Here is a 20144-nt window from a genome sequence, read left to right on the forward strand (position 1 = left end):
GGCAACCCGATCACTAGGCTCGGGGTATGGAACAGCGCAGCTTCAACCGGCTCGGCCGGACCGTCGGAGCGGTCGGCCTGGGCGCCTGGCAACTCGGCGCAGACTGGGGCACCGTCAGCGAGGCCGACGCGATGGCGGTGCTCGCCGCCGCCGTGGACGACGGGGTCACCTTCCTCGACACCGCCGACGTGTACGGCGACGGCCGCAGCGAGCAGCTGATCGGCCGCTTCCTGCGCACCCGACCCGACGCCGGGCTGACCGTCGCCACCAAGATGGGCCGTCGCGTCGAGCAGCGGCCGGAGGCGTACACCCTGGACAACTTCCGGCAGTGGACCGACCGGTCCCGAGCCAACCTGGGCGTGGACACCCTGGACCTGGTCCAGCTGCACTGCCCACCCACCGCCGTCTTCTCCTCCGACGAGGTCTTCGACGGCCTGGACACCCTCGTCGCCGAGAAGGCCATCGCCGGGTACGGCGTCAGCGTCGAGACCTGCGACCAGGCCCTCACCGCGATCGCCCGGCCAGGGGTGGCGAGCGTGCAGATCATCCTCAACGCGGTCCGCCACAAGCCCCTGGAGCGTGTCCTCCCGGCGGCCGCCGCGGCCGGCGTGGGCATCATCGCCCGGGTGCCGCTGGCCAGCGGCCTGCTCTCCGGCCGCTACGACGAGCACACCGAGTTCCCCGCCGACGACCACCGCAACTACAACCGGCACGGCGCGGCCTTCGACGTCGGGGAGACGTTCTCCGGGGTCGACTACGAGCGGGGCCTGGCCGCCGTACGCCGGCTGGCGCCGCTCGTCGACGCGGACCGCACGATGGCGCAGTTCGCCCTGCGCTGGGTGCTGGACCAGCCGGGCGTCACCGTCGTCATCCCCGGCGCCCGCGACGCGGAGCAGGCCCGGCGCAACGCCCAGACGGCGGCCCTGTCGCCGCTCACCGACGGCCAACTGGCCGCCGTCCGCGAGATCTACGACGAGCTGATCCGCCCGCAGGTGCACGACCGCTGGTGACTGGCACGCCCGGGCTCGCGCCGCGCCGTCCGAGCGGCGATGCTGGAGGACGACGCGCCGCTCCGGGCGGCGGAGAGGGGATGCGATGAGGGGTTGGCTTCCGCTCACCCTCGGCCTGTTGGCCGTGGTGATCGGTGCGGTGTGGACGGTGCAGGGCCTCGGCTACGTCAGCGGCAGCGTCATGACCGACGAGAAGATCTGGGCGGTGATCGGTCCGCTGGTGGCGTTGGCCGGGCTGGTGGTGCTCTGGCTCGGCCTGCGCTCACGCCGCCGGAACTGACCCACTGGTCCACACTGGCGTCCGACCGCAGCAAGGACGAAGCCCCGTATCCCGGACGGGATACGGGGCTTCGCAAACGACCCGGACCGGATCGTCCCCCTGGCCGGCCGGAGCCGACCAGCTCACTCAGATGGGACGGACCTGCTCGGCCTGCGGGCCCTTCTGACCCTGTGCAATCTCGAACTCCACCCGCTGGTTCTCCTCCAGCGAGCGGTAGCCGCTGGTCTGGATGGCCGAGAAGTGGACGAACACGTCAGCACCCCCACCATCGACGGTGATGAAGCCGAAGCCCTTGTCAGCGTTGAACCACTTCACGGTTCCCTGAGCCATGTGTATCTCCTTCTAAAAACTGGTGGCCGTGCACGCCGTCCGGCCATTTGGCCGTTTTCGAGCAGCGGCGTCTGAGGCGGCCCCACGAAGGAGACTTCTCTCAACCCACGCCATCTCGCAACAGCGTGGACCAGCAAATCACGGAGGCAAAAAGTCTGTCACGACCTCTCCGACGAATTTCTCCGACATGTGACCTGACGGATGCCTCAGTTGCGCTGGGCGGCGTCCGAAGCCATGCGAAAGCCCCCTTCCCATCGATGCGGGAAGAGGGCTGACGTCACCGGGTGGTCAGTCCGGCCAGCTGCCGGTCATCCGGCGGACGCCGACCGCACCGCCCCGGTCCACAGCGGCCCGGACGACCGCGAAGATGGCCCCCTGCAACGCCGCGGCGGCGAGGATCTCGCCCCAGCCGCGATCCTCGTCGGTGGCGTTGGGCGCCTCACCGTCGCCCGCGGTGACCTTCCAGACCTGCCGGAAGATCGCCCCGGCCACCGTGCCCGCGGCGATACCCAACAGCACGCCGACCGGCCGGTACGCGACCCTGCCGATTTTCTTGCTCACCGACGCCTCCCCCGCACGATCATCAACACCACCACGGTGGCCACCGCACCCGCGGCGACGACCGCCCACGGCATCGGGTTGCGGCGTACCAACTCGCCCTTGTCGTACGCCTGCGCGCGCACCAACCCGCCCTTCTCGTAGGCCTGTGCCCGCGCCATCCCGGCGCCCCGCACGGCCTGCCCGCGAACCCGGGCGACGGTCTGCGCCGCCTGCTCGCGCATCCGCTCCTTCGCCTGCTCGGCGGACTCCTTCAGGCGGGCCTTGACGTCGGCCTTGGCGGCCAACGCCTCCATCGTCTCGCCCAACTCGACCCGGGTACGACGGATCTCCTCGCGGAGGGCCTCCGTGTCCCCGGTCCCGTTGCCCGTCATTGCCGCCCCCTGTCCTTCACCGCGGCGGTGACGGTGTCCACGTCGGCCCGGAGGCTGCGGACCGTGGCCGCCGGCATCGGCGGAACGGCCCGACTGACCTGCTTCTTGCCCACCAGGGCGAGAATGCCGGCCACCAGGAAGCAGGCCACCGCCACGATCAGCGCGGCGGCCCAGGCGGGCAGCACCAGGTCGAGCAGCAGGATCGCCGTGGCGACAAGCGCGCCCAGGCCGAAGAACGCCAGCGCGCCACCGCCGCCGAACAGGCCGATCCCGATGCCCGCGTGTTTGCCCTTCTGGGTCAACTCCGCCCGGGCCAGCGTCAGTTCGTCCCGTACCAGACGGGAGATCTGCTCGGTGGCCCGCTGCACCAACTCGGCGGTGGAGGGCTCGCTCCCGTTGTGGGATGTGCGGGCGTTCGCCACGTCAGCCATGCTGTCCTCCTTTCCCTATCACCGCGCTGTATGCCCGGAGTTGCCGCCCGTCAATCCTAAAACGCGACGAGCGGCCCACCGTTCCCGTTGTCCGGACGCCGCGCCGAAGAGTCGGCTCAACCGATCACGCCAGAGACGTCCGGCAGCACATCCCCCGCCCAAGCCCGACCAAACCTCGCGGTCAGGTGCGGGCTTCCTCGGGACCCACGAAGGCCTCGCTGCGGGCGTCGCCGTCGTCGCTGCCGCCGAAGACGCGGGCGTCGTCAGGCGCCTCGGTGTCGGCCGGGCGGCGTGCCGGTCGCCTCGGCTGCACCCACTGCCAGGGCAGGTTGCTGGTGGCGTCGCCCAGCTCGGTGCGTACCCGGGGCATGGCCGTCGGGCGGTTGTCCCGGATCCAGCCGACCAGGTGCTCCCGGACGAGGCAGCGCAGGTCCCACAGACTGCCCGCGTCGGCGGCGCTGACCAGAGCCCGCATCCGGACCATCCCGCCGGTGGCGTCGGTGACCTGCAGGACGCAGACCCGCCCGTCCCACAGGTCGGTGCCCTCGACCAGCCGGCGCAGTTCCTCGCGCATGGTCTGCACCGGCACCGCCCAGTCGACGTCGAACTCGGCGGTGCCGAGCACCGCCGCCTCGGTACGGGTCCAGTTCTGGAAGGGCTTGCTGGTGAAGTACGAGGTGGGCAGGATCAACCGGCGGTCGTCCCAGATCTGCACCACGACGTAGCTGAGGGTCAACTCCTCGATCCGACCCCACTCCCCCTCGACGACGACCACGTCGTCGAGCCGGACGGCGTCGCTGAAGGCGAGTTGGAGGCCGGCGAAGACGTTGCCGAGCAGGCTCTGCGCGGCGAGCGCGGCCACCACACCCACCACCCCGGCGGAGGTCAGCACACCGGCGCCGATGCCCCGCACGGCGGGGAAGGTCATCAGCATCACGCCGACGGTCAGGATGACGATCACCGCGATGGTCAGCCGGCGCAGCATCACCACCTGGGTCCGGACCCGCCGGGCGTGCCGATTGTCCGGTACGTCGACCCGGAACCGGGCCAGCGCGGTGTCCTCCACGACGACCAGCAGGGAGGCGACGAGCCACGCCGTGGTGGCGATGACGCCGAGGATGAGCAGGTGCAGCAGCAGCCGCCGCCAGCTCTCGCCGACCGCGTACCCGGTGCTGAAGCGGACGGCGAACTGCACGGCGACGACCACGCCGGCGACCTGGAACGGGCGGTGCGAGTGATCGGTCAACTCGGTCAACAGCAGTGACCGGCGGCCGAACCGCCGGGTGAGTCGGTGGACGATCTCCACCAGGAACAGGGCAACCGCCGCCGCGACGAGCGCGGCGACGGCCGTTTCGAGATAGTTCTGCACGGCTTGGATGCTTCCCTTCGACCAGGCGTCGGGCACTCCGGGCAAAAGCCCAAGAGTGCCCGACAACCCGGATATCGACCAGCTCAGACCTTGCGGTACCGGGACTGGAGGAAGCAGAAGACGCCGAAGGCGGCGATGCCCAGGGCGACGAGGGTCAGCAGGAACACGCCGTACGACTGCTCGCGCAGCAGGTGCAGGGCGGCGTCCAGACCACGGGCCTTCTCCGGGTCGTAGTTCACCGCCGCCACGATGATCAGCAGACCGGCGATGCCGTACGCGACGCCCTTGGCGATGTAGCCGGCCATGCCCAGCCGACGGGCCAGCGTGCGGGTCTTGGCGCTCATCTCGCCGGTCTTCAGGTGCTTCTCGAACCGCTTGACCGCCCCGTAGATCACCAGTCCGACACCGATCGCGGCGAGCACCAGCCCGGCCAGGCCGACCAGCCAACGGCCGCCGCTGGAGGTCATCAACTTGCCGGTCAACGCCTCCTGCTGGTCGGCGCTGTTCGACCCGACATCCTTGAAGACCTTGAAGGCGGTCCAGGCGAAGTAGAGGTAGACGATCGTCCGGCCGGCCGAGGCGAGTCGCTCGGTGACCCGCTCCTTGCCACGCTCGGCGCGGTGCCCGACCGCCGCCTCCAGCGCCTGCCAGATCGCCATGGCGAGCAGGCCGACCGCGACGGCGATCACCAGGAACTTGCCCAGGGGCTGTTCGGAGAGGGTGCGCAGCGCGCCGGACTGGTCGCCGTCGTCGGACGACGTGCCGAACGCGATCTGCAACGCCAGCCAGGCGAAGAGGAGGTGGACGATGCCGTAGCCGACGAAGCCGGCCCGGGCGAGGACTTCCAGCCACCGGCTGTCCGCCGTACGGGAGGCGGTGGCTTCGGCGCTACGGGTGAGTGACATGGCGTCACAATCTCCGATTTCGAAGATTCCCAAACGTCGGCCACCGCCACCCGCCAGGTCAGCTACCCGGGTTGCGCGACACGCGAATCTTGACCTGCTGGTCGGTCACGCTGTCCAGGGTGACCGCGAAGCCACCGGCCTCGGCGGCCTGCTGGCCGGTGGTGAGGGTGAGCTGCTCACCGGCGACCTCGACGGTCACCTGGTCACCCTCGGCGCCGACCAGCTTGGCCTCGATGCCGAAGATGGTGGCGCTCGCGTCGACGCCCCGCTCGAAGGTGACCGTGCAGGCGTCCAGTCCGCAGTCGGTGGAGGCGCCCTGGGAGCTGCACCCGGCGAGCACGGCGAGGCCGAGCGCCAGACCGGCGAAGAGACCGGCGACGCGACGGACGGGGGGAATGGGCATGGTGGCGGGTCGGTTCGTCACCTCGCCAAGAGTACGAGACATCCGCGACGCCCCGCCCCCTGGTGATCCACCCGCCGGCCGAGGGGGGCAGCGGGAGCACCGGCTAGGGTCCGGGACATGCCGTTCGACATCGCCCGTACCCGGGCCGCGTACCCCGCCCTGACCGAGGGCTTCGTCCACTTCGACGGTGCCGGGGGCACCCAGACCGCGATCGGTGTGATCGACGCGGTCACCGACGCCATGCGGACGGCGGTCGGCAACCGCACTGCCGCCAACGTAGCGGGTCGCCGGTCGTTGGAGTTGGTGGCCGAGGCCCGCTCGGCGGTGGCCGACCTGCTCGGCGCCGACCCGGCCGGGGTGGTGCTCGGCCCGAGTGCCACCGCGCTGACGTACACGCTGGCCCGCACGCTCGGCGCGACCTGGCGCCCCGGTGACGAGGTGGTGGTCTCCCGGCTCGACCACGACGCGAACGTCCGGCCGTGGGTGCAGGCCGCCGAGGCGGCCGGCGCGACCGTGCGCTGGGCCGAGGTCGACCGGCACACCGGCGAGCTGCCCGCCGCCCAGTACACCGACCTGGTCGGCGAGCGGACCCGGCTGGTCGCGGTGACCGCCGGCAGCAACGCCATCGGCACCGTGCCGGACGTGCCGGCGATCGCCAAGATCGCGCACGCGGTCGGCGCGCTGGTCTGCGTCGACGGGGTGCACTCGGTTCCGCACGGGCCGACCGACCTGGCGTCGCTCGGCGCCGACGTGCTGGTCACCAGCGCGTACAAGTGGTCCGGTCCGCACCTGGCGGCGATGGTGGCCGACCCGGCCCGGTGGGCGGCGCTGCGCCCGGCGAAGCTGGTGCCGTCCTCCGACGCGGTGCCGGACCGGTTCGAGTACGGCACCCCCAGCTTCCCGCTGCTGGCCGGCGTGACCGCCGCGGTGGACCACCTGGCGGGGCTGGACCCGGACGCGGTCGGCGACCGGCGGGCGCGGCTGCGCGCCGGGCTGGCCGCCGCCCAGGCGCACGAGGAGGCGCTGCTGGACCGGCTGCTCGCCGGACTGGCGCAACGCCCGGCGATCACCGTCTACGGCTCGCCGGCCCGGCGCTGCCCGACGGTGTCGTTCCGCGTCGCCGGGGTGTCACCGGCGGCCACCCAGGAGGCGCTGGGCGCCGCCGGGTTCTGCCTCTCCGTCGGCGACTACTACGCCTACGAGTACTTCCAACTGATGGGCCTGCGCGACAGCGGCGGCGCGGTGCGGGCCAGCATCTACCACTACAACACCGCCGACGAGGTGGACCTGTTGCTCGGCGAACTGGACGCGGTGGCCGCCGGCGCGGGGAGAATGGCCGGATGAGCACCCTGGTCGAGGACAACCCGGCGAAGCACCGCTTCGAGATCCTGGTCGACGACGCGCTGGCCGGCTTCACCGCGTACCTGATGCGCGGGGAGGTCCTGGTCTTCACGCACACCGAGGTGGACCGGGGCTTCCAGGGCAGGGGCGTGGGCGGCGCGTTGATCCGGGGCACCCTGGACCAGGTCCGCGCCCGAGGCGGCACGGTGGTGCCGCAGTGCCCGTTCATGGCCGCGTTCATCGACAAGCACCCCGAGTACGCCGACCTGGTCGCCGACCTGCCGTAGGCGGGCCGGCCGGCTCAGCGGGCTCCGGTCAACACCTCGGCGGCGGCCCGGCCACTGGCCCGGGTGGCACCGTGGGTGGCCAGGTGCACCGCCCCGGTGACCACCTCGGGCACGCCCAGCTCGACCACGACCGCGTCCGGCCGGGCGGCGAGGGCGCGTTGCACGGCGGATCGCATCCACTCGTGCCGGTGCAGATCGCGGACCACCAGGACCAGCGGGCGGGTGCCCGCCCCGGCAGCCGGGTCGGCCGGCACGTCGGGTTCGGCGTAGCGGACCGTGCTCGTGCCGGGCAGCAGCTCGCCCAGCGGTGCGCCGATGCCCCACGGGGTCTCCGCGCCGATGGCGATGTTGCGCATCGGCTCGAACTCGACGACGTGCGCCGCGCGGGTCAACGGCAGCGCGTCCGGCGTGGTCCCGGTGGCGGTGATCCGGACGGCCCGACGGGCGGCGACGAGCCCGACGTCGGCGGCGTCGCGTGCTCCGGCCAGGCCGGTGGTGCGGGCGGCCATCGTCCAGGCGGCGAGTTGGCCGACGCGCTTGGCCGCCTCGGCCAGGCGTTCCTCGGGCAGCTCACCGGAGACGACCGCGGCCACGATGGCGTCGCGCAGTTCGCGGGCCGCCTGCTCGTCGGACCGTTCGCCGCCGACGCAGATCGCGTCGGCCCCGGCGGCGAGGGCGCGGACCGTCGCCCCGGCGAAGCCATACCGGTCGGCGACCGCGCGCATCTCCACCGCGTCGGTCACCACCACCCCGGAGAAGCCCATCTCGTCGCGGAGCAGCCCGCCCAGGATGCGCTGACTCAGGGTGGCCGGCAGCCGCGGGTCGAGCGCGGGCACCAGCAGATGGCCGGTCATCACCGCCTGCACCCCGGCCGCGACGGCGGCCCGGAACGGGACCAACTCGCAGGTGTCCAGCCGCTCCCGGTCGGCGGTGATCCGGGGCAGGTCGTGGTGGGAGTCGACGCGGGTGTCGCCGTGCCCGGGGAAGTGCTTCGCGCAGGCCGCCACCCCGCCGGCCTGGAGCCCGCGAACCCAGGCGGCGGTGTGCCGCGCGACCAACGCCGGGTCGGCGCCGAACGAGCGGACGCCGATCACCGGGTTCGCCGGGTTGGAGTTGACGTCGGCGTCCGGGGCGTAGTTGAGGGTGACCCCCGCCGCGGCCAGCTCGACGCCGAGGTCCCGGGCGACCGCCTCGGTCAGCTCGGGGTCGTCGACCACTCCGAGGGCGAAGTTGCCGGGCCGGGAGCTGCCCTGGACCGACTCCAGTCGGGTGACGTCGCCGGCCTCCTCGTCGATCGCCACGATGACGTCCGGACGCTCGGCGCGGAGCGTCGCGGTGAGCGTCGCCACCTGCTCGGGGTCGACGACGTTGCGGGCGAAGAGCACCACCGAGCCGAGGCCCTCGCCGAGCCAGCGGCACACCCAGGGTGGCGGGGTGGTGCCCACGAACCCGGGCTGGAGGACGGCGGCGGCGAGGGCCGGGAGGTGCCCGGTGGGAGTGGTCACGCCACCCCCTCCTGGCGCTCGGCGTCGATCACGGGCGTCGGTACGCCCCCGTCGGCCCACTGGTTGCGCTCGCTCATGCGGCCCCCGTACCCCATCTCTCGCGCGCCCTCGGCGCACCGCCACCGGCAGGCGGTCCTGCCATGGTCACACTGAGCGATTCAATAGTCAATAAACCTTACAGTTGCCCGGCGGCCCGCTCCCGGGGAGAGTGCGGGGATGGACCCCGCCCTGCTGGCCGACGCGACGAGCCCGGCCGACATCCCCGGCGTACGCCTGCTCGGCCTGGTGGTCGGCGCCCTGCTGCTGCTCGCCGCGATCCGGGCGATGTTCGGCCGGCGCTGAGCGCCCCGCACCGCGCCCGGCCGGCGCGTCGGGTGTGGCCGACCACGACCGGGGTACGGCTTCCCCATCAGCAGGTACGCGCCGAAGGGGAGAGCCATGAAGATCGGATATTTTCTGTCCAGTGAGGAGTTCACGCCGGCCGAGCTGCTGGAGCAGGCGCGCGGTGCCGAACGCGCCGGCTTCGAGGCGCTGTGGATCTCCGACCACTACCACCCCTGGGTGGACGCGCAGGGCCAGAGCCCGTTCGTCTGGTCGATGATCGGCGCGCTCAGCCAGGTCTGTTCCCTGCCGGTGACCACCGCCGTGACCTGCCCGACGGTACGGATCCACCCGGCCGTGATCGCCCAGGCGGCGGCGACCAGCGCGGTGCTGCACGGCGGGCGTTTCGTGCTCGGCGTCGGCACCGGCGAGGCCCTCAACGAGCACATCTTCGGCGACGCCTGGCCGCAGGCCGACGTCCGGCTGGAGATGCTGGAGGAGGCCGTCGAGGTGCTGCGCAAGCTGTGGGACGGCGGCTTCGTCAACCATCGCGGCACGCACTACACCGTGGAGAACGCCCGGATCTACACGCTGCCCGACACCCCACCGTCGATCTACGTCTCCGGCTTCGGACCGAAGGCCATCGACCTGGCCGCCCGGATCGGCGACGGCTACGTGAGCACCATGCCCGACGGCGACATGGTCCGGCGCTTCCGCGAGAACGGCGGCGGCGACAAGCCGTGCCAGGCCGGGTTCAAGGCGGCGTACGCCGACAGCGAGGACGAGGGCGTCCGCATCGCGTACGAGCGCTGGCCCAACGCCGGGGTGCCGGGCGAGTTGTCCCAGGTGCTGCCCTCACCGCGGCACTTCGAGCAGGCCGCCGAACTGGTCAAGCCGGAGATGGTCAAGGAGGCGTTCGTCTGCGGCAACAGCGTCGACGCGCACCTGGAAATGATCGACAAGTACGCCAAGGCCGGCTTCGACGAGATCTACGTCGCCAACACCGGCCCGCACTACCAGGGCCTTTTCGACCTCTACCAGCGCGAGGTGCTGCCCCGGCTGCGCTGAGCCCGGGATCAGACGAGCCCATGATCGTCCGGGATGCGTTTCGGCGGTCATGGGCTCGGGTACCTCCGGCCCTCGATGAAACTGTCCACGCACTCGATGACGTTGCGCCGCGCGGCCCGCAGCCTTTTCGGCTGGAAGGCGCTGCGGCCCAACCAACTGGCCGCCATGCGCGCGGTCATGAAGCGACGCGACGCCCTGGTGGTGTTGCCCACCGGCGCCGGCAAGTCGGCCATCTACCAGATCCCGGCCAGCCTGATCCCCGGCCCGACCGTGGTGATCTCCCCGCTGCTGGCCCTCCAGCAGGACCAGATCGCCTCGCTCAACGAGCGGCAACGTCCGGAGCTGCGGGCGGTGCGGATCAGCTCGAACGAGTCGCCCAGCCAACAGGCCCAGGCGATCACCGAGGTCCGCGAGGGCCGGGCGGAGTTCCTGTTCATCACGCCGGAGCAGCTGAGCAACCCGGACCGGATGGCGGAGGTCGCCGCGCTGAAACCGGCGCTGGTGGCGATCGACGAGGCGCACTGCATCTCGGCCTGGGGGCACGACTTCCGGCCCGACTACCTGGCGCTCGGGCACCTGATCGACGGCATCGGCCGGCCGCCGGTGGTCGCGCTGACCGCCACCGCGTCCCCGCCGGTACGCGACGACATCATCGCCCGGCTGCGGCTGCGCGACCCGGAGGTGGTGGTCTCCGGGCTGGACCGGCCCAACCTGTTCATCGAGGTGGCACACTGCCCCGCCGAGGACTACCGGTGGCGGCGCCTGATGACGCTGCTGCGCGACGAGGGGCGGCCGGGAATCATCTACGTGCCGACCCGCCGCGCCGCCGAGGAACTGGCCACCCGGTTGACCGACGCCGACTTCCCGGCGCAGTTCTACCACGGTGGGATGCCGGCCGGCGCGCGCGCCGAGCTGCACGAGGCGTTCCTCGCCGACCAGGTCCCCATCATGGTGGCGACCTCGGCGTTCGGCATGGGCATCGACAAGCCGAACATCGCCTGGGTGGTGCACATGGCACTGCCCGACTCGCCGGACAGCTACTTCCAGGAGATCGGCCGGGCCGGCCGCGACGGGCAGCCGGCCCGGGTGCTGCTGCTCTGGCGGGCCGAGGACGTCGGCCTGCAACGCTTCTTCAGTGGCGGCCTGCCGGACGCGGACGAGCTGCGGGACCTGGCCGCACTGCTGCGCAAGAAGCCGGCCACCAAGACCGAGCTGCGCGAGACCACCGGCCTCGGGCCGCGCAAGCTGGGCCAGTACCTCTCCCTGCTGGAGCAGATCGGCGCGGCCGAGCCGCGGGCCCGGCAGCGCATCGGCGCCCCGCGCTACTCCCCCGCCGCGACCGAGGCCGCCGCGGCGGCGGTGGCCGAGGCGGAGCGCCAGCAGACGGTGACCCGGTCCCGCACCGACATGATGCGGGCCTTCGCCGAGACCAACGCGTGTCGGATGCAGACCCTGCTCGCCTACTTCGGTGAGCAGATGACCGAGGTCTGCGGGCACTGCGACAACTGCCACGCCGGCACCAGCGTCGCCGACCAGGGCGCGGTCGGGCCGTTCCCGGTGCACAGCCACGTGCGTCACCCGGAGTGGGGAAGCGGCATGGTGCTCTCCTACGAGGAGGACAAGATGACTGTTCTCTTCGACGAGGTCGGTTACAAGACGTTGTCGGTGCGCGTGGTGTCCGAACAGGGCCTGCTGACCCTGGACTAGCCTGACCCGGGCGCCGCCGCGCGCCCGGTGGATCCACCAGACAGAGCACCGATTGATCAAGCAGAGCAGGGCGGAAGGGGCGTGGCCGTGATCGAGCAGCCGGCGTACACCGGGTTCGGTTTCTCCGACGGGGAGTGGGGGCTGCTGGTCGGCCTTCCCCAGTCGGTGCTGACCGCGGCGAGCGCCGCCGAGTCCGACGGCACCCGCCGGACCATGGCGGAGAACGCGGCCGGGCTGGAGACCATCGCCGCCGGCCGGGAGTCGGCCAGCCCGCTGGTCGCCGCCGTGGCCGGCGAGATCGTCACCCGGGTCGGTGACCCGGACACCGGTGAGGAGTTGCCGGCCATCGCGCCCGCCGACCCGGGGGCGTACATCGACGACGTGCTGGTGCGGGCCGGCCAGGCCGCCGCTCTGCTGGCCGGCCGCGTCGACGAGGGTGAGGCCGGCGCGTACAAGCACTGGCTCGTGAAGATCGCCGAGCAGGTGGTGGGTGCCGCGTCCAGCGGTGGGCTGCTGGGCATCGGCGGCGAGTCGGTCAGCGACTCCGAGCGGCGTTTCCGCGACCGGCTCGCGCACGTGCTCACCGACTGACCGACGACAACGAGACATCGGCGGGACCGGCCGGCTCGGCGGCGAGTGCCGTGGGGTCGGCCGGTCGGACGCCACGCAGCGTGGTCAGCGCGGCCGCCGCGCCCAGCAGCATCGCCACCATCGCGGCGATCGCGGCCAGGTGCATCCCGTCGGTGAACGCGACTCCGGCGGCGTGCCGCACCGCGTCGGCCAGGTCCGCCGGCAGTCCCTGGGCGACCGCGAGCGCACCGGCCAGGGTCTCCTCGGCCGCGACGCCGGCCTCGGCGGGCAGCCCGGCCGGCAGGCCGCCGACGATCTCGCGGTGGTAGACCGCCGCTCCCACGCTGCCGAGGATCGCCATGCCCAGCGCGCCGCCCAGTTCGCTGCTGGACTCGGTGAGCGCCGACGCGACACCCGCCTGCTCGGGCGGTGCCGCGCCGAGGACCACCTCGGTGACGAGTGACATGACCATCACCAGGCCGCCGGCGTAGATGCTCGCGCCGACCAGCAGCACCCACAGCGCCGAGTCCGGCGTGACCCGGGTCAGCACCACGAAGCCGAGCACGGCGATCGCGAACCCCGCGCCGATCAGGTAGGCGCGCTCGACGCGCTGGGCGAGCGCGGCGGCGGCCGGCGCGACCCCACCCACGGCGAGGGACGGCACCAGGCTCCACAGTGCCGCCCGCAGCGGGCTCAGGCCGAGCACCAGTTGGAGGTGCTGGGTGGTGAAGATGGCGAAGCCGACGATGGCGAACATCGCCAGCAGGTTGACCGCGAGCGATCCGGCGAAGCCGCGACGGCGGAACAACGCGAGATCGACCATCGGGTACGCCCGGGTCCGCTGCCGGTGCAGGAACAGCGCGCCCACCAGCAGGCCGCCGACGATGGCGAGCACCCGAACCGGGCTGACGCCTTCGCGGGCCATCTCCTTGATCCCGTAGATCACCGGCAGCAGGGCACCGAGCGACAGGGCCGCGCTGACCAGGTCGAACCGCCCGGTCGCGGGGTTGCGGAACTCGGGCACCAACGGCGGGGCGAGCAGGAGCAGCAGCAGCATCGCCGGGATGTTGATCAGGAAGATCGAGCCCCACCAGAAGTGCTCCAGCAGGATGCCGCTGAGCACCGGGCCGATCGCGATGCCGCCGGTGAGGGTGGCGGTCCAGATGCCGATGGCGGTGCCGCGCTGCTTGGCGTCGGGGAACATGTTGCGCACCAGGGCGAGCGTCGAGGGCATCAGGGTGGCCCCACCGACGCCGAGCACGGCGCGCGCGGCGATCAGCGTCGCGGTGCTGTCGGCGTACGCGGCCAGCAGCGACGCCGCTCCGAACGCGGTGGCCCCGATGAGCAGGAGCCGGCGTCGGCCGATCCGGTCACCGAGGGTGCCCATGGTGATGAGCAGCCCGGCCAGCACGAAGCCGTAGATGTCGAAGATCCAGAGCTGCTGGGTGGCGGTCGGACGCAACTCCGCGCTGATGAACGGGACGGCGAAGTAGAGCACCGACACGTCCATCGAGACCAGCAGCAGCGGCAACATCAACACCGTGAGCCCGATCCACTCGCGTCGGCCCGCCCGTGGTGCCGGTGTGGTCGTCGTCGTCATGATCAATTTCCTCTCTGCGTATGACGTACGCTGTTACGCGTAGACCATACGCAGAACTAGGATGGCCGGGCAAGGAGGAAAATGTGGCGGCGACGACAGACGACAACGAGCCGGTGCTCCCACCGGCCATCGAGAACGCGTGGGGGCTGCGGGACCGCCCACCCAAGGGCCCGCGGCCGGGCATGAGCGTGCCCGCCATCGTGGACGCCGCCGTCCGGGTGGCCGACGCCGACGGGCTGGCCGCCGTCTCGATGAGCCGGGTGGCCAAGGAACTGGGCGCCGCCACCATGGCCCTCTACCGCTACGTCGGCTCGAAGGACGAGCTGCTGATGCTCATGGTGGACGTCGGGTACGGCCCGTCGCCCGGCCCACCCCCACCGGGCACCGACTGGCGCGCCGGGCTGACCCGCTGGGCCTGGGCCGAACACGACGCCCTGCGGCAACGGTCCTGGCTGCTGCACGTGCCCATCACCGGCCCGCCGATCACCCCCCAGCAGCTCGGCTGGATGGAGGACGGGCTGCGCTGCCTGGACGGCTCCACGCTCGCCGAGAGCGAGAAGATGTCGGTGCTCCTGTTGCTCACCGGGTACGTCCGCAACGAGGCCACCCTCACCTCGCAGGTCGCCGAGGGCAGCCGGGCCACAGGCGTCGAACCGAGCGAGATGATGCCGGCGTACGGCCGACTGGTGGCCCGGCTCATCGACCCGGCCCGCTTCCCGGCCCTGCACCGCGTGCTGGCCGCCGGCGTGCTCAACCAGGACGACGATCCCGACGACGAGTTCACCTTCGGCCTGGACCGGATCCTCGACGGCGTCGAGGCGCTGATCCAGCGTCGAGCGGGCTGAGGGATTCCGATGCTACCGAGAGACACCATCGACACCACCGTCCTGCCACCGGGCGAACGGTTCGGCATGTGGCTGGACCTGGTGGCGCGCACCTCGGCACCGCTGCGCATCCGGTCCGCGCACAGCGGCGACTTCGCCGCTCGCGCCGACTTCACCGCGCTCGGCCCGATCGAGCTGGTGCAGTACGAGTACCCGTCCCTGGACGCCACCCGGACCCGGAAGCTGGTCCAGCGGTCCGACCCGGAGCTGTACATCCTCGCCCTCACCACCGGGGGCGTCGGCGCGTCCAGCCAGGACGGGCGCCGCAGCGAGATCCTGGCCGGCGAGTTCACCTTCTACGACGGGTCGCGGCCGCACGACGTCTGTCACCACGCCACCGAGCCGGAGCAGGACCAGGCCACTTCGATCATCACGCTGATCCCGCACGCCGCGCTGCCGCTGCCACCGCAGCGGATGGCCGCCCTCTACGGCGGCCGGATGTCCGGCAGTGAGGGCATCGGGGCGCTGCTGGCGCAGTTCCTGCTCCAGGTGACCGGGCACCCCGAGCAGTACCACGCGGCCGACGCCAGCCGGCTCGGCGCGGTGGGGCTCGACCTGGCCACCACGATGCTCGGCCGGCACCTCGTCGCCGAGGACGCCGTGCCCACCGAGGTCCGCCGCCGGGCGCTGCTCACCCAGGTGCAGTCGTACATCCACCGCCACCTCGGCGACGCGACGCTCGGCCCACAGGTCGTCGCCGACGCCCACCACATCTCGGTGCGGTCCCTGCACCGGTTGTTCGAGGCCGAGGACGCCACGGTGGCGTCGTACATCCGGGATCTGCGGCTGGCCCGCTGTCGGCGCGACCTGACCGACCCGGCCCTGCGCGGCCTGCCCGTGCAGGCCGTCGCGGCGCGGTGGGGGTTTCCCGACAAGGCCCACTTCAGCCGGGCGTTCCGCGCCGCGTACGGCACCACCCCGCAGGAACACCGCGACGGTGGCTCGGATTTGGCGCGGATTCTCAACCGCCAGGCATCCATGGTCAACTCGCTGCCGGCAGACTGACACCAGGGCGGCCGGCCATCGCCAGGTGGGCCGCCAACGGGGGCCGTGGCGAGGCGCCCGCCGCGCGAGCGGCGGGCGGCCGCCCGGTGGCACCCGGTGATGCCGAGGCTCCGGCCCCGTCGTGCGCATCCCCCAGAATCGCCGACGGGGCCGGTCAGGCTTTCTCCAGCAACTCCAGGACCACCCGCTCGGCCTCCGCACGGGGTGCCCGCGGGTCCACCGACGCCACCACCCCGTCGTGGTACAGGTCGACCACCCGCGGGTCCACGTACGACGCGCGAGCCACCGTCGGGGTGTTGCCCAGCAGCTCGGCCACCTCCCGCATCACGGCGACCACCGCCCTGCGCCGGGCCGTCACCGAGCGGGCCGGGCCGGCGGTGGCCAACTCGGTGGCGGCGAGCACGGTGGCGTGCCAGGTGCGGAAGTCCTTGGCGGTCATCTCCCCGCCGCTGGCGTCCCGCAGGTAGCCGTTGACCTCGTCGCTGCGCACGTCGCGCCACTCCCGGCCGTCCCAGTAGCCGAACAACCGATCCGCCCGTCGCCGGCGGCGGCGCAGATTGGCCAACACCTGACACAGCTCCGGGTCCTCGATCCGGCGTACCTGCTCGATGCCACCCTTCGCGGGAAACACCAGGACCACGCAGCCGCGCCGGGTCCGGGCGTGCTCGGGGCGCAGCGTGGACACCCCGTACGTCGGGTCGTCGCCGGCCGCGTACTGGTCGCTGCCGACCCGGAACATGCCCATGTCCAACAGTCGGGCGACAGTGGCCAGCACCCGGTCCCGGCCCAGCCCACGGCCGTCCAGGTCACGGCCCACCCGCTCCCGCAACACCGGCAGGCGCCGGGCCACCTCCAGCATCCGGTCGAACTTCGCCTCGTCCTGCTGCTCCCGCCACTGCGGGTGGTAGACGTACTGCTTGCGCCCGGCCGCGTCGATCCCGATCGCCTGGATGTGGCCGTTCGCGTGCGGCGCGATCCAGACGCTCTGCCAGGCCGGGGGGATGACCAGCTCCCGCAGCCGGGCCAGCACCTCCGGATCCCGGACCGGATCACCGGTCGGGTCCACAAAGAGCCAGCCCCGACCGCGCCGACGCCGCCCGTACCCCGGTCGCCCCGGGTCGCTACGCCGCAACCGCACCGGAGACCCGCACCACCTTCGCCACCTCAGCCACGGCGGCCAGCACCTCGTCGAGGCGCAGGGCCGCCATCGTCGGGTGGCTTCCTACCCCGTCCCACCTCGGCCAATCTCTCGCGCCGGCCCAGAGCACCCGGTGCCGGGGTCGGTCCACCGGCGGCCCCCAGTGCGCCGGCGGCACCGGCCCGAAGAGGACGACCGACGGGGTGCCGAACCCGGTGGCCAGGTGGGCCACCCCGGTGTCCCCGCTGACCACCACCCGGGCGTTGGCCACCAACGCGGCGAGCGCGCCGAGGTCGGTCCGCCCGGCCAGCACGGCGTCGGACGACAGGCCGGCCGCGTCGGCCACCTGTGCGACCAGCGCCCGCTCGTCGGCCGAGCCGGTGAGCAGGACCCGGTGCCCCTGGTCGGTGAGCGCCCGGGCCAGCGCGGCGAACCGCTCGGCGGGCCACCGTTTGGCGGGGACCTTGCTGCCGGGATGCAGCACGGTGACACCGGTGGGCAACCCGGTCGCCCCGGGCCGACGCAGACCGAGGTCGGTGCCGTCGGCCGGAATGTCGTACCAGGACAGCAGCCGGCACCACCTGTCCACCTCGTGCTCGTCGGCGGACCACGGCGGGCCGTCGCCGCAGCCGGCCTCGGCGTTGGCGAAGGCCAGCAGCCGGTCCGGCCGGGTGGCCGCCAGCAACCGGTGCGACCCCGGACCCCGGCCGTGCAGGTTCACCGCGACCGACACCGCCGCGCCGGTCCGCAGGGGCCGCTCCAGCCCGGTGGTGTCCACCAGCCGGTCGACGCCGCCGACCAGGTCGACGAGCGGGGACAGCCAGGCGGGCGCGGCGAGCGCCAACTCCGGACCGGGGTACGCGGCCCGCAGCGCCCGCAGCGCGGGCACCGCGGTGAGCAGGTCGCCGACGCCCAGCGCGCGCAGCACGAGGATCACGGGTACGAGGTCTCCTGCTCGGCGCAGACCACGAGCTCCCGAACGGCGCAGCCGGGCGGCTGGTTGAGCGCGAACATGATCGCCGCGGCCGTGTCGGCGGGGTCGTTGAGGATCGCGTCCGGCCCCGGCTTGTACTGCGGGTCGCGCTCGTCGAAGAACGACGTGCGCATCCCGCCCGGAATGAGCAGCGTGACGCCGACCTGACCGGCCAGCTCGGCGGCGAGGGCGCGGGTGAACCCCACCACTCCGAACTTCGCCGCGCAGTACGCGGTGGCGTCGCTGACCGCCTTGACGCCCAGCGTGGAGGCGACCGTGACGATGCGGCCCCGCGACGTCAGCAGGAACGGCAGGGCGGCCCGGATCACCGCCGCGGTGGCGAGCAGGTCCACGGCGATGATCCGGTCCCAGGTCTCCCCCGGCACGTCGGCGAGCCGACCGGGCACGTCCGTGCCGGCGGCCGTGACCACCGCGTCCAGGCCGCCGGCCTGCTCGGCGAGGTGTTGGGTGGCCACCTCGGCAGCCCGGGTGTCGGCCAGGTCGCACTCCGTCCAGGACACCCCGTCGGCCGGCGGTTGCCGGTCCAGCACGATGGGCCGGCCACCGGAGGCGGCCACCGCGGCGACCACCGCCGCGCCGAGCCCGCTCGCGCCGCCGGTGACCAGGACTGTCGGTCCGGCGCCGGGCCGCGTGGCGGTCATCGGGTGCGCTCCCCGCCGGAGCGAACGATCAGGTCGGTGGTGGAGCGGCCGTCGAGGTAGGGCACCACCACCGTGTTCCCACCCCATCGGCGCAAAACCTCCGCCTCCGGCAGGGTGGCGGCGGCGTCGCCGCCGCCGGTGGCGTAGTCGCCACCCTTGACCCAGATGTCCGGTCGGACCCAGGACAGCGCCGCGTCCGGGGTCGGCTCGTCGAAGATGAGGACCGCGTCGACGCAGCTCAGCGCGGCCAGCAGCCGACTGCGGTCACCCTCGGACATCACCGGCCGGTCCGGTCCCTTCAACCCGGCCACGCTGTCGTCCGAGTTCACGCACACGATCAGGCAGTCACCGAGTTGCCGGGCCGCCTGCAGGGTGGCCACGTGCCCGGCGTGCAGCAGGTCGAAGCAACCGCCGGTGGCCACCACCGTGCCGCCCGCGGCGCGTACCTCACCGAGCAGCGTGGCGACCGCCGCGACGCCCACCCGATCGCCGCCCGGACCGGCGACGCTCGTCGGCGTGGGACGCACCGGCGGTGGCAGGGCCGCCGCCACTCCCCCACCGGCCACGTACGCGGACGCCTCCGCGACCGCCGCCTGCACCGCCTCGGAGACCAGCGCGCCCTGGGCCAACGCGAGGCTGGCGGCGGCCGCGAACCGGTCGCCCGCCCCGCACGTGTCCCCCTCGGCGCTGCCCGGGGTCGGCACCACCAACGGTGTCGACCCGGCATGGCAGAGCAGCGCGCCGTCCCCACCCAGCGTCACCGCGACCGCACCGGCCCGCCAGCGTCGCCGCAGGCCCTGCGCGCCCCGCGACGCGGTGGCCAGCCGGGAGGCGCCGGGCAGCGCGGGGACCAGCTCGCGCACCTCCGACTCGTTCGGGGTGGCCAGATGGACGCCGGGGACAGCCGCCGGACCGCGCGGATGCGGGTCCCACACCACCGGCGCGCGGGTGGCGGACAACGCGGCACGCAGCGCCGGCTGCCGGGCCACCCCCCGGCCGTAGTCGCTGACCAGCACCGCCGACGCTCCGGCGATCACCCGAAGCACCTCGTCGGAGGGCTGCCCCGGCTCCCCGGACGCCCCGCCCCGGTCGTGGCGCAGCAGCACCCGACCCCGAGCCCGCAGCCGGATCTTCTCCGGCGTCGCACCGGACAGGGCCAGCGGGTACACCTGCACGCCGGCGGCGGCGAGCAGCGCGCTCAGTCGGGCGCCGCCGGCGTCGTCGGCGAGCGCGGTCACCAGCACCACCTCGGCACCCTGCGCGGCGGCGAAAACCGCCGCCAGACCGGCGCCACCGGGTCGGTCGCTGGCGGCGGTCTCGTCCAGGACCGGCACCGGGGAGTCCGGGCAGAGCCGGTTCACCACCCCCTCCACGTCCCGGTCGAGCAGGGTGTCGCCGAGCACCACCACCGGTCCCCTCACGC

General features: G+C 73.0%; 23 protein-coding genes. 10 read left to right on the forward strand and 13 right to left on the reverse strand.

What is annotated here, in order from left to right:
• Positions 1–26 precede the first annotated feature (26 nt).
• Together AB0A90_RS11895 and AB0A90_RS11900 are read left to right on the forward strand one after the other, a co-directional pair.
• On the forward strand, positions 27–1010 hold the full coding sequence (locus AB0A90_RS11895; protein ID WP_357245396.1) for an aldo/keto reductase: 984 nt from the start codon (positions 27–29) through the stop codon (positions 1008–1010).
• Between the two features lie 85 nt (positions 1011–1095).
• Positions 1096–1290, forward strand: a complete 195-nt coding sequence (locus AB0A90_RS11900) for a hypothetical protein (RefSeq protein WP_357245398.1) — start codon at positions 1096–1098, stop codon at positions 1288–1290.
• Between the two features lie 126 nt (positions 1291–1416).
• Here AB0A90_RS11900 and AB0A90_RS11905 read toward each other — a convergent pair whose 3' ends face one another.
• From AB0A90_RS11905 to AB0A90_RS11935, 7 genes are all read right to left on the reverse strand, one after another.
• Positions 1417–1620: a cold-shock protein gene (locus AB0A90_RS11905; RefSeq protein WP_030338233.1), complete on the reverse strand. Its 204-nt coding sequence runs from the start codon at positions 1618–1620 to the stop codon at positions 1417–1419.
• A 288-nt stretch (positions 1621–1908) separates the two neighbouring features.
• The gene (locus AB0A90_RS11910) at positions 1909–2181 is read right to left on the reverse strand and encodes a DUF4235 domain-containing protein (RefSeq protein ID WP_357202603.1); all 273 of its coding nucleotides are present in this window, start codon (positions 2179–2181) and stop codon (positions 1909–1911) included.
• Positions 2178–2552: a DUF3618 domain-containing protein gene (locus AB0A90_RS11915; protein ID WP_357245400.1), complete on the reverse strand. Its 375-nt coding sequence runs from the start codon at positions 2550–2552 to the stop codon at positions 2178–2180. The genes AB0A90_RS11910 and AB0A90_RS11915 overlap by 4 nt, the downstream gene beginning before the upstream one ends.
• Positions 2549–2983, reverse strand: a complete 435-nt coding sequence (locus AB0A90_RS11920) for a phage holin family protein (protein ID WP_357245402.1) — start codon at positions 2981–2983, stop codon at positions 2549–2551. The genes AB0A90_RS11915 and AB0A90_RS11920 overlap by 4 nt, the downstream gene beginning before the upstream one ends.
• A 181-nt stretch (positions 2984–3164) precedes the next feature.
• A complete protein-coding gene (locus AB0A90_RS11925; protein WP_357245404.1) occupies positions 3165–4352 on the reverse strand; it encodes a mechanosensitive ion channel domain-containing protein in 1188 nt (395 codons plus the stop codon).
• 83 nt (positions 4353–4435) lie between these two features.
• The gene (locus tag AB0A90_RS11930) at positions 4436–5257 is read right to left on the reverse strand and encodes a DUF1206 domain-containing protein (RefSeq protein ID WP_357245406.1); all 822 of its coding nucleotides are present in this window, start codon (positions 5255–5257) and stop codon (positions 4436–4438) included.
• A gap of 58 nt (positions 5258–5315) precedes the next feature.
• The gene (locus AB0A90_RS11935; RefSeq protein WP_357246159.1) at positions 5316–5660 is read right to left on the reverse strand and encodes a hypothetical protein; all 345 of its coding nucleotides are present in this window, start codon (positions 5658–5660) and stop codon (positions 5316–5318) included.
• A 117-nt stretch (positions 5661–5777) separates the two neighbouring features.
• On the opposite strand from AB0A90_RS11935, the gene AB0A90_RS11940 reads away from it, so the two are divergent.
• On the forward strand, positions 5778–7004 hold the full coding sequence (locus AB0A90_RS11940) for a cysteine desulfurase-like protein (RefSeq protein WP_357245408.1): 1227 nt from the start codon (positions 5778–5780) through the stop codon (positions 7002–7004).
• On the forward strand, positions 7001–7288 hold the full coding sequence (locus AB0A90_RS11945) for a GNAT family N-acetyltransferase (protein ID WP_357245410.1): 288 nt from the start codon (positions 7001–7003) through the stop codon (positions 7286–7288). Before AB0A90_RS11940 ends, AB0A90_RS11945 begins: the two co-directional genes overlap by 4 nt.
• Before the next feature lie 14 nt (positions 7289–7302).
• Here AB0A90_RS11945 and AB0A90_RS11950 read toward each other — a convergent pair whose 3' ends face one another.
• Positions 7303–8793, reverse strand: coding sequence for a glycoside hydrolase family 3 N-terminal domain-containing protein (locus AB0A90_RS11950; RefSeq protein ID WP_357245412.1), 1491 nt, complete (start codon positions 8791–8793; stop codon positions 7303–7305).
• 216 nt (positions 8794–9009) lie between these two features.
• On the opposite strand from AB0A90_RS11950, the gene AB0A90_RS11955 reads away from it, so the two are divergent.
• From AB0A90_RS11955 to AB0A90_RS11970, 4 genes are all read left to right on the forward strand, one after another.
• On the forward strand, positions 9010–9135 hold the full coding sequence (locus AB0A90_RS11955) for a hypothetical protein (RefSeq protein WP_255421242.1): 126 nt from the start codon (positions 9010–9012) through the stop codon (positions 9133–9135).
• 96 nt (positions 9136–9231) lie between these two features.
• Entirely contained in the window at positions 9232–10182 is a 951-nt protein-coding gene (locus AB0A90_RS11960) for a TIGR03557 family F420-dependent LLM class oxidoreductase (protein WP_357245415.1), read from the forward strand.
• Positions 10183–10257: 75 nt separating this feature from the next.
• Complete coding sequence (locus AB0A90_RS11965; RefSeq protein ID WP_357245417.1) at positions 10258–11889, forward strand: RecQ family ATP-dependent DNA helicase; 1632 nt, start codon at positions 10258–10260, stop codon at positions 11887–11889.
• Between the two features lie 87 nt (positions 11890–11976).
• Positions 11977–12480: a hypothetical protein gene (locus AB0A90_RS11970; RefSeq protein WP_357245419.1), complete on the forward strand. Its 504-nt coding sequence runs from the start codon at positions 11977–11979 to the stop codon at positions 12478–12480.
• On the opposite strand, the gene AB0A90_RS11975 is transcribed toward AB0A90_RS11970, so the two are convergent.
• The gene (locus AB0A90_RS11975) at positions 12470–14059 is read right to left on the reverse strand and encodes an MFS transporter (protein ID WP_357245421.1); all 1590 of its coding nucleotides are present in this window, start codon (positions 14057–14059) and stop codon (positions 12470–12472) included. The genes AB0A90_RS11970 and AB0A90_RS11975 overlap by 11 nt on opposite strands.
• A gap of 83 nt (positions 14060–14142) precedes the next feature.
• On the opposite strand from AB0A90_RS11975, the gene AB0A90_RS11980 reads away from it, so the two are divergent.
• Both AB0A90_RS11980 and AB0A90_RS11985 read left to right on the forward strand, forming a co-directional pair.
• A complete protein-coding gene (locus tag AB0A90_RS11980) occupies positions 14143–14904 on the forward strand; it encodes a TetR/AcrR family transcriptional regulator (RefSeq protein WP_357245423.1) in 762 nt (253 codons plus the stop codon).
• A 9-nt stretch (positions 14905–14913) separates the two neighbouring features.
• Entirely contained in the window at positions 14914–15948 is a 1035-nt protein-coding gene (locus tag AB0A90_RS11985; RefSeq protein ID WP_357245425.1) for a helix-turn-helix domain-containing protein, read from the forward strand.
• 154 nt (positions 15949–16102) lie between these two features.
• Here AB0A90_RS11985 and AB0A90_RS11990 read toward each other — a convergent pair whose 3' ends face one another.
• From AB0A90_RS11990 to AB0A90_RS12005, 4 genes are read right to left on the reverse strand one after another with little or no spacing between them, the layout of a single operon-like run.
• Positions 16103–17086, reverse strand: a complete 984-nt coding sequence (locus tag AB0A90_RS11990) for a DNA topoisomerase IB (RefSeq protein WP_357245427.1) — start codon at positions 17084–17086, stop codon at positions 16103–16105.
• Positions 17070–18023 (reverse strand): glycosyltransferase family 9 protein, encoded by a 954-nt coding sequence (locus AB0A90_RS11995; RefSeq protein ID WP_357245428.1) that lies wholly within the window; start codon positions 18021–18023, stop codon positions 17070–17072. The genes AB0A90_RS11990 and AB0A90_RS11995 overlap by 17 nt, the downstream gene beginning before the upstream one ends.
• Entirely contained in the window at positions 18020–18721 is a 702-nt protein-coding gene (locus tag AB0A90_RS12000; protein ID WP_357245430.1) for an SDR family oxidoreductase, read from the reverse strand. The genes AB0A90_RS11995 and AB0A90_RS12000 overlap by 4 nt, the downstream gene beginning before the upstream one ends.
• Entirely contained in the window at positions 18718–20142 is a 1425-nt protein-coding gene (locus tag AB0A90_RS12005) for a PfkB family carbohydrate kinase (protein WP_357245432.1), read from the reverse strand. Before AB0A90_RS12005 ends, AB0A90_RS12000 begins: the two co-directional genes overlap by 4 nt.
• Positions 20143–20144 lie beyond the last annotated feature (2 nt).

The organism is Micromonospora sp. NPDC049204 (genome assembly GCF_040647935.1).
Taxonomy (GTDB): Bacteria; Actinomycetota; Actinomycetes; order Mycobacteriales; family Micromonosporaceae; genus Micromonospora.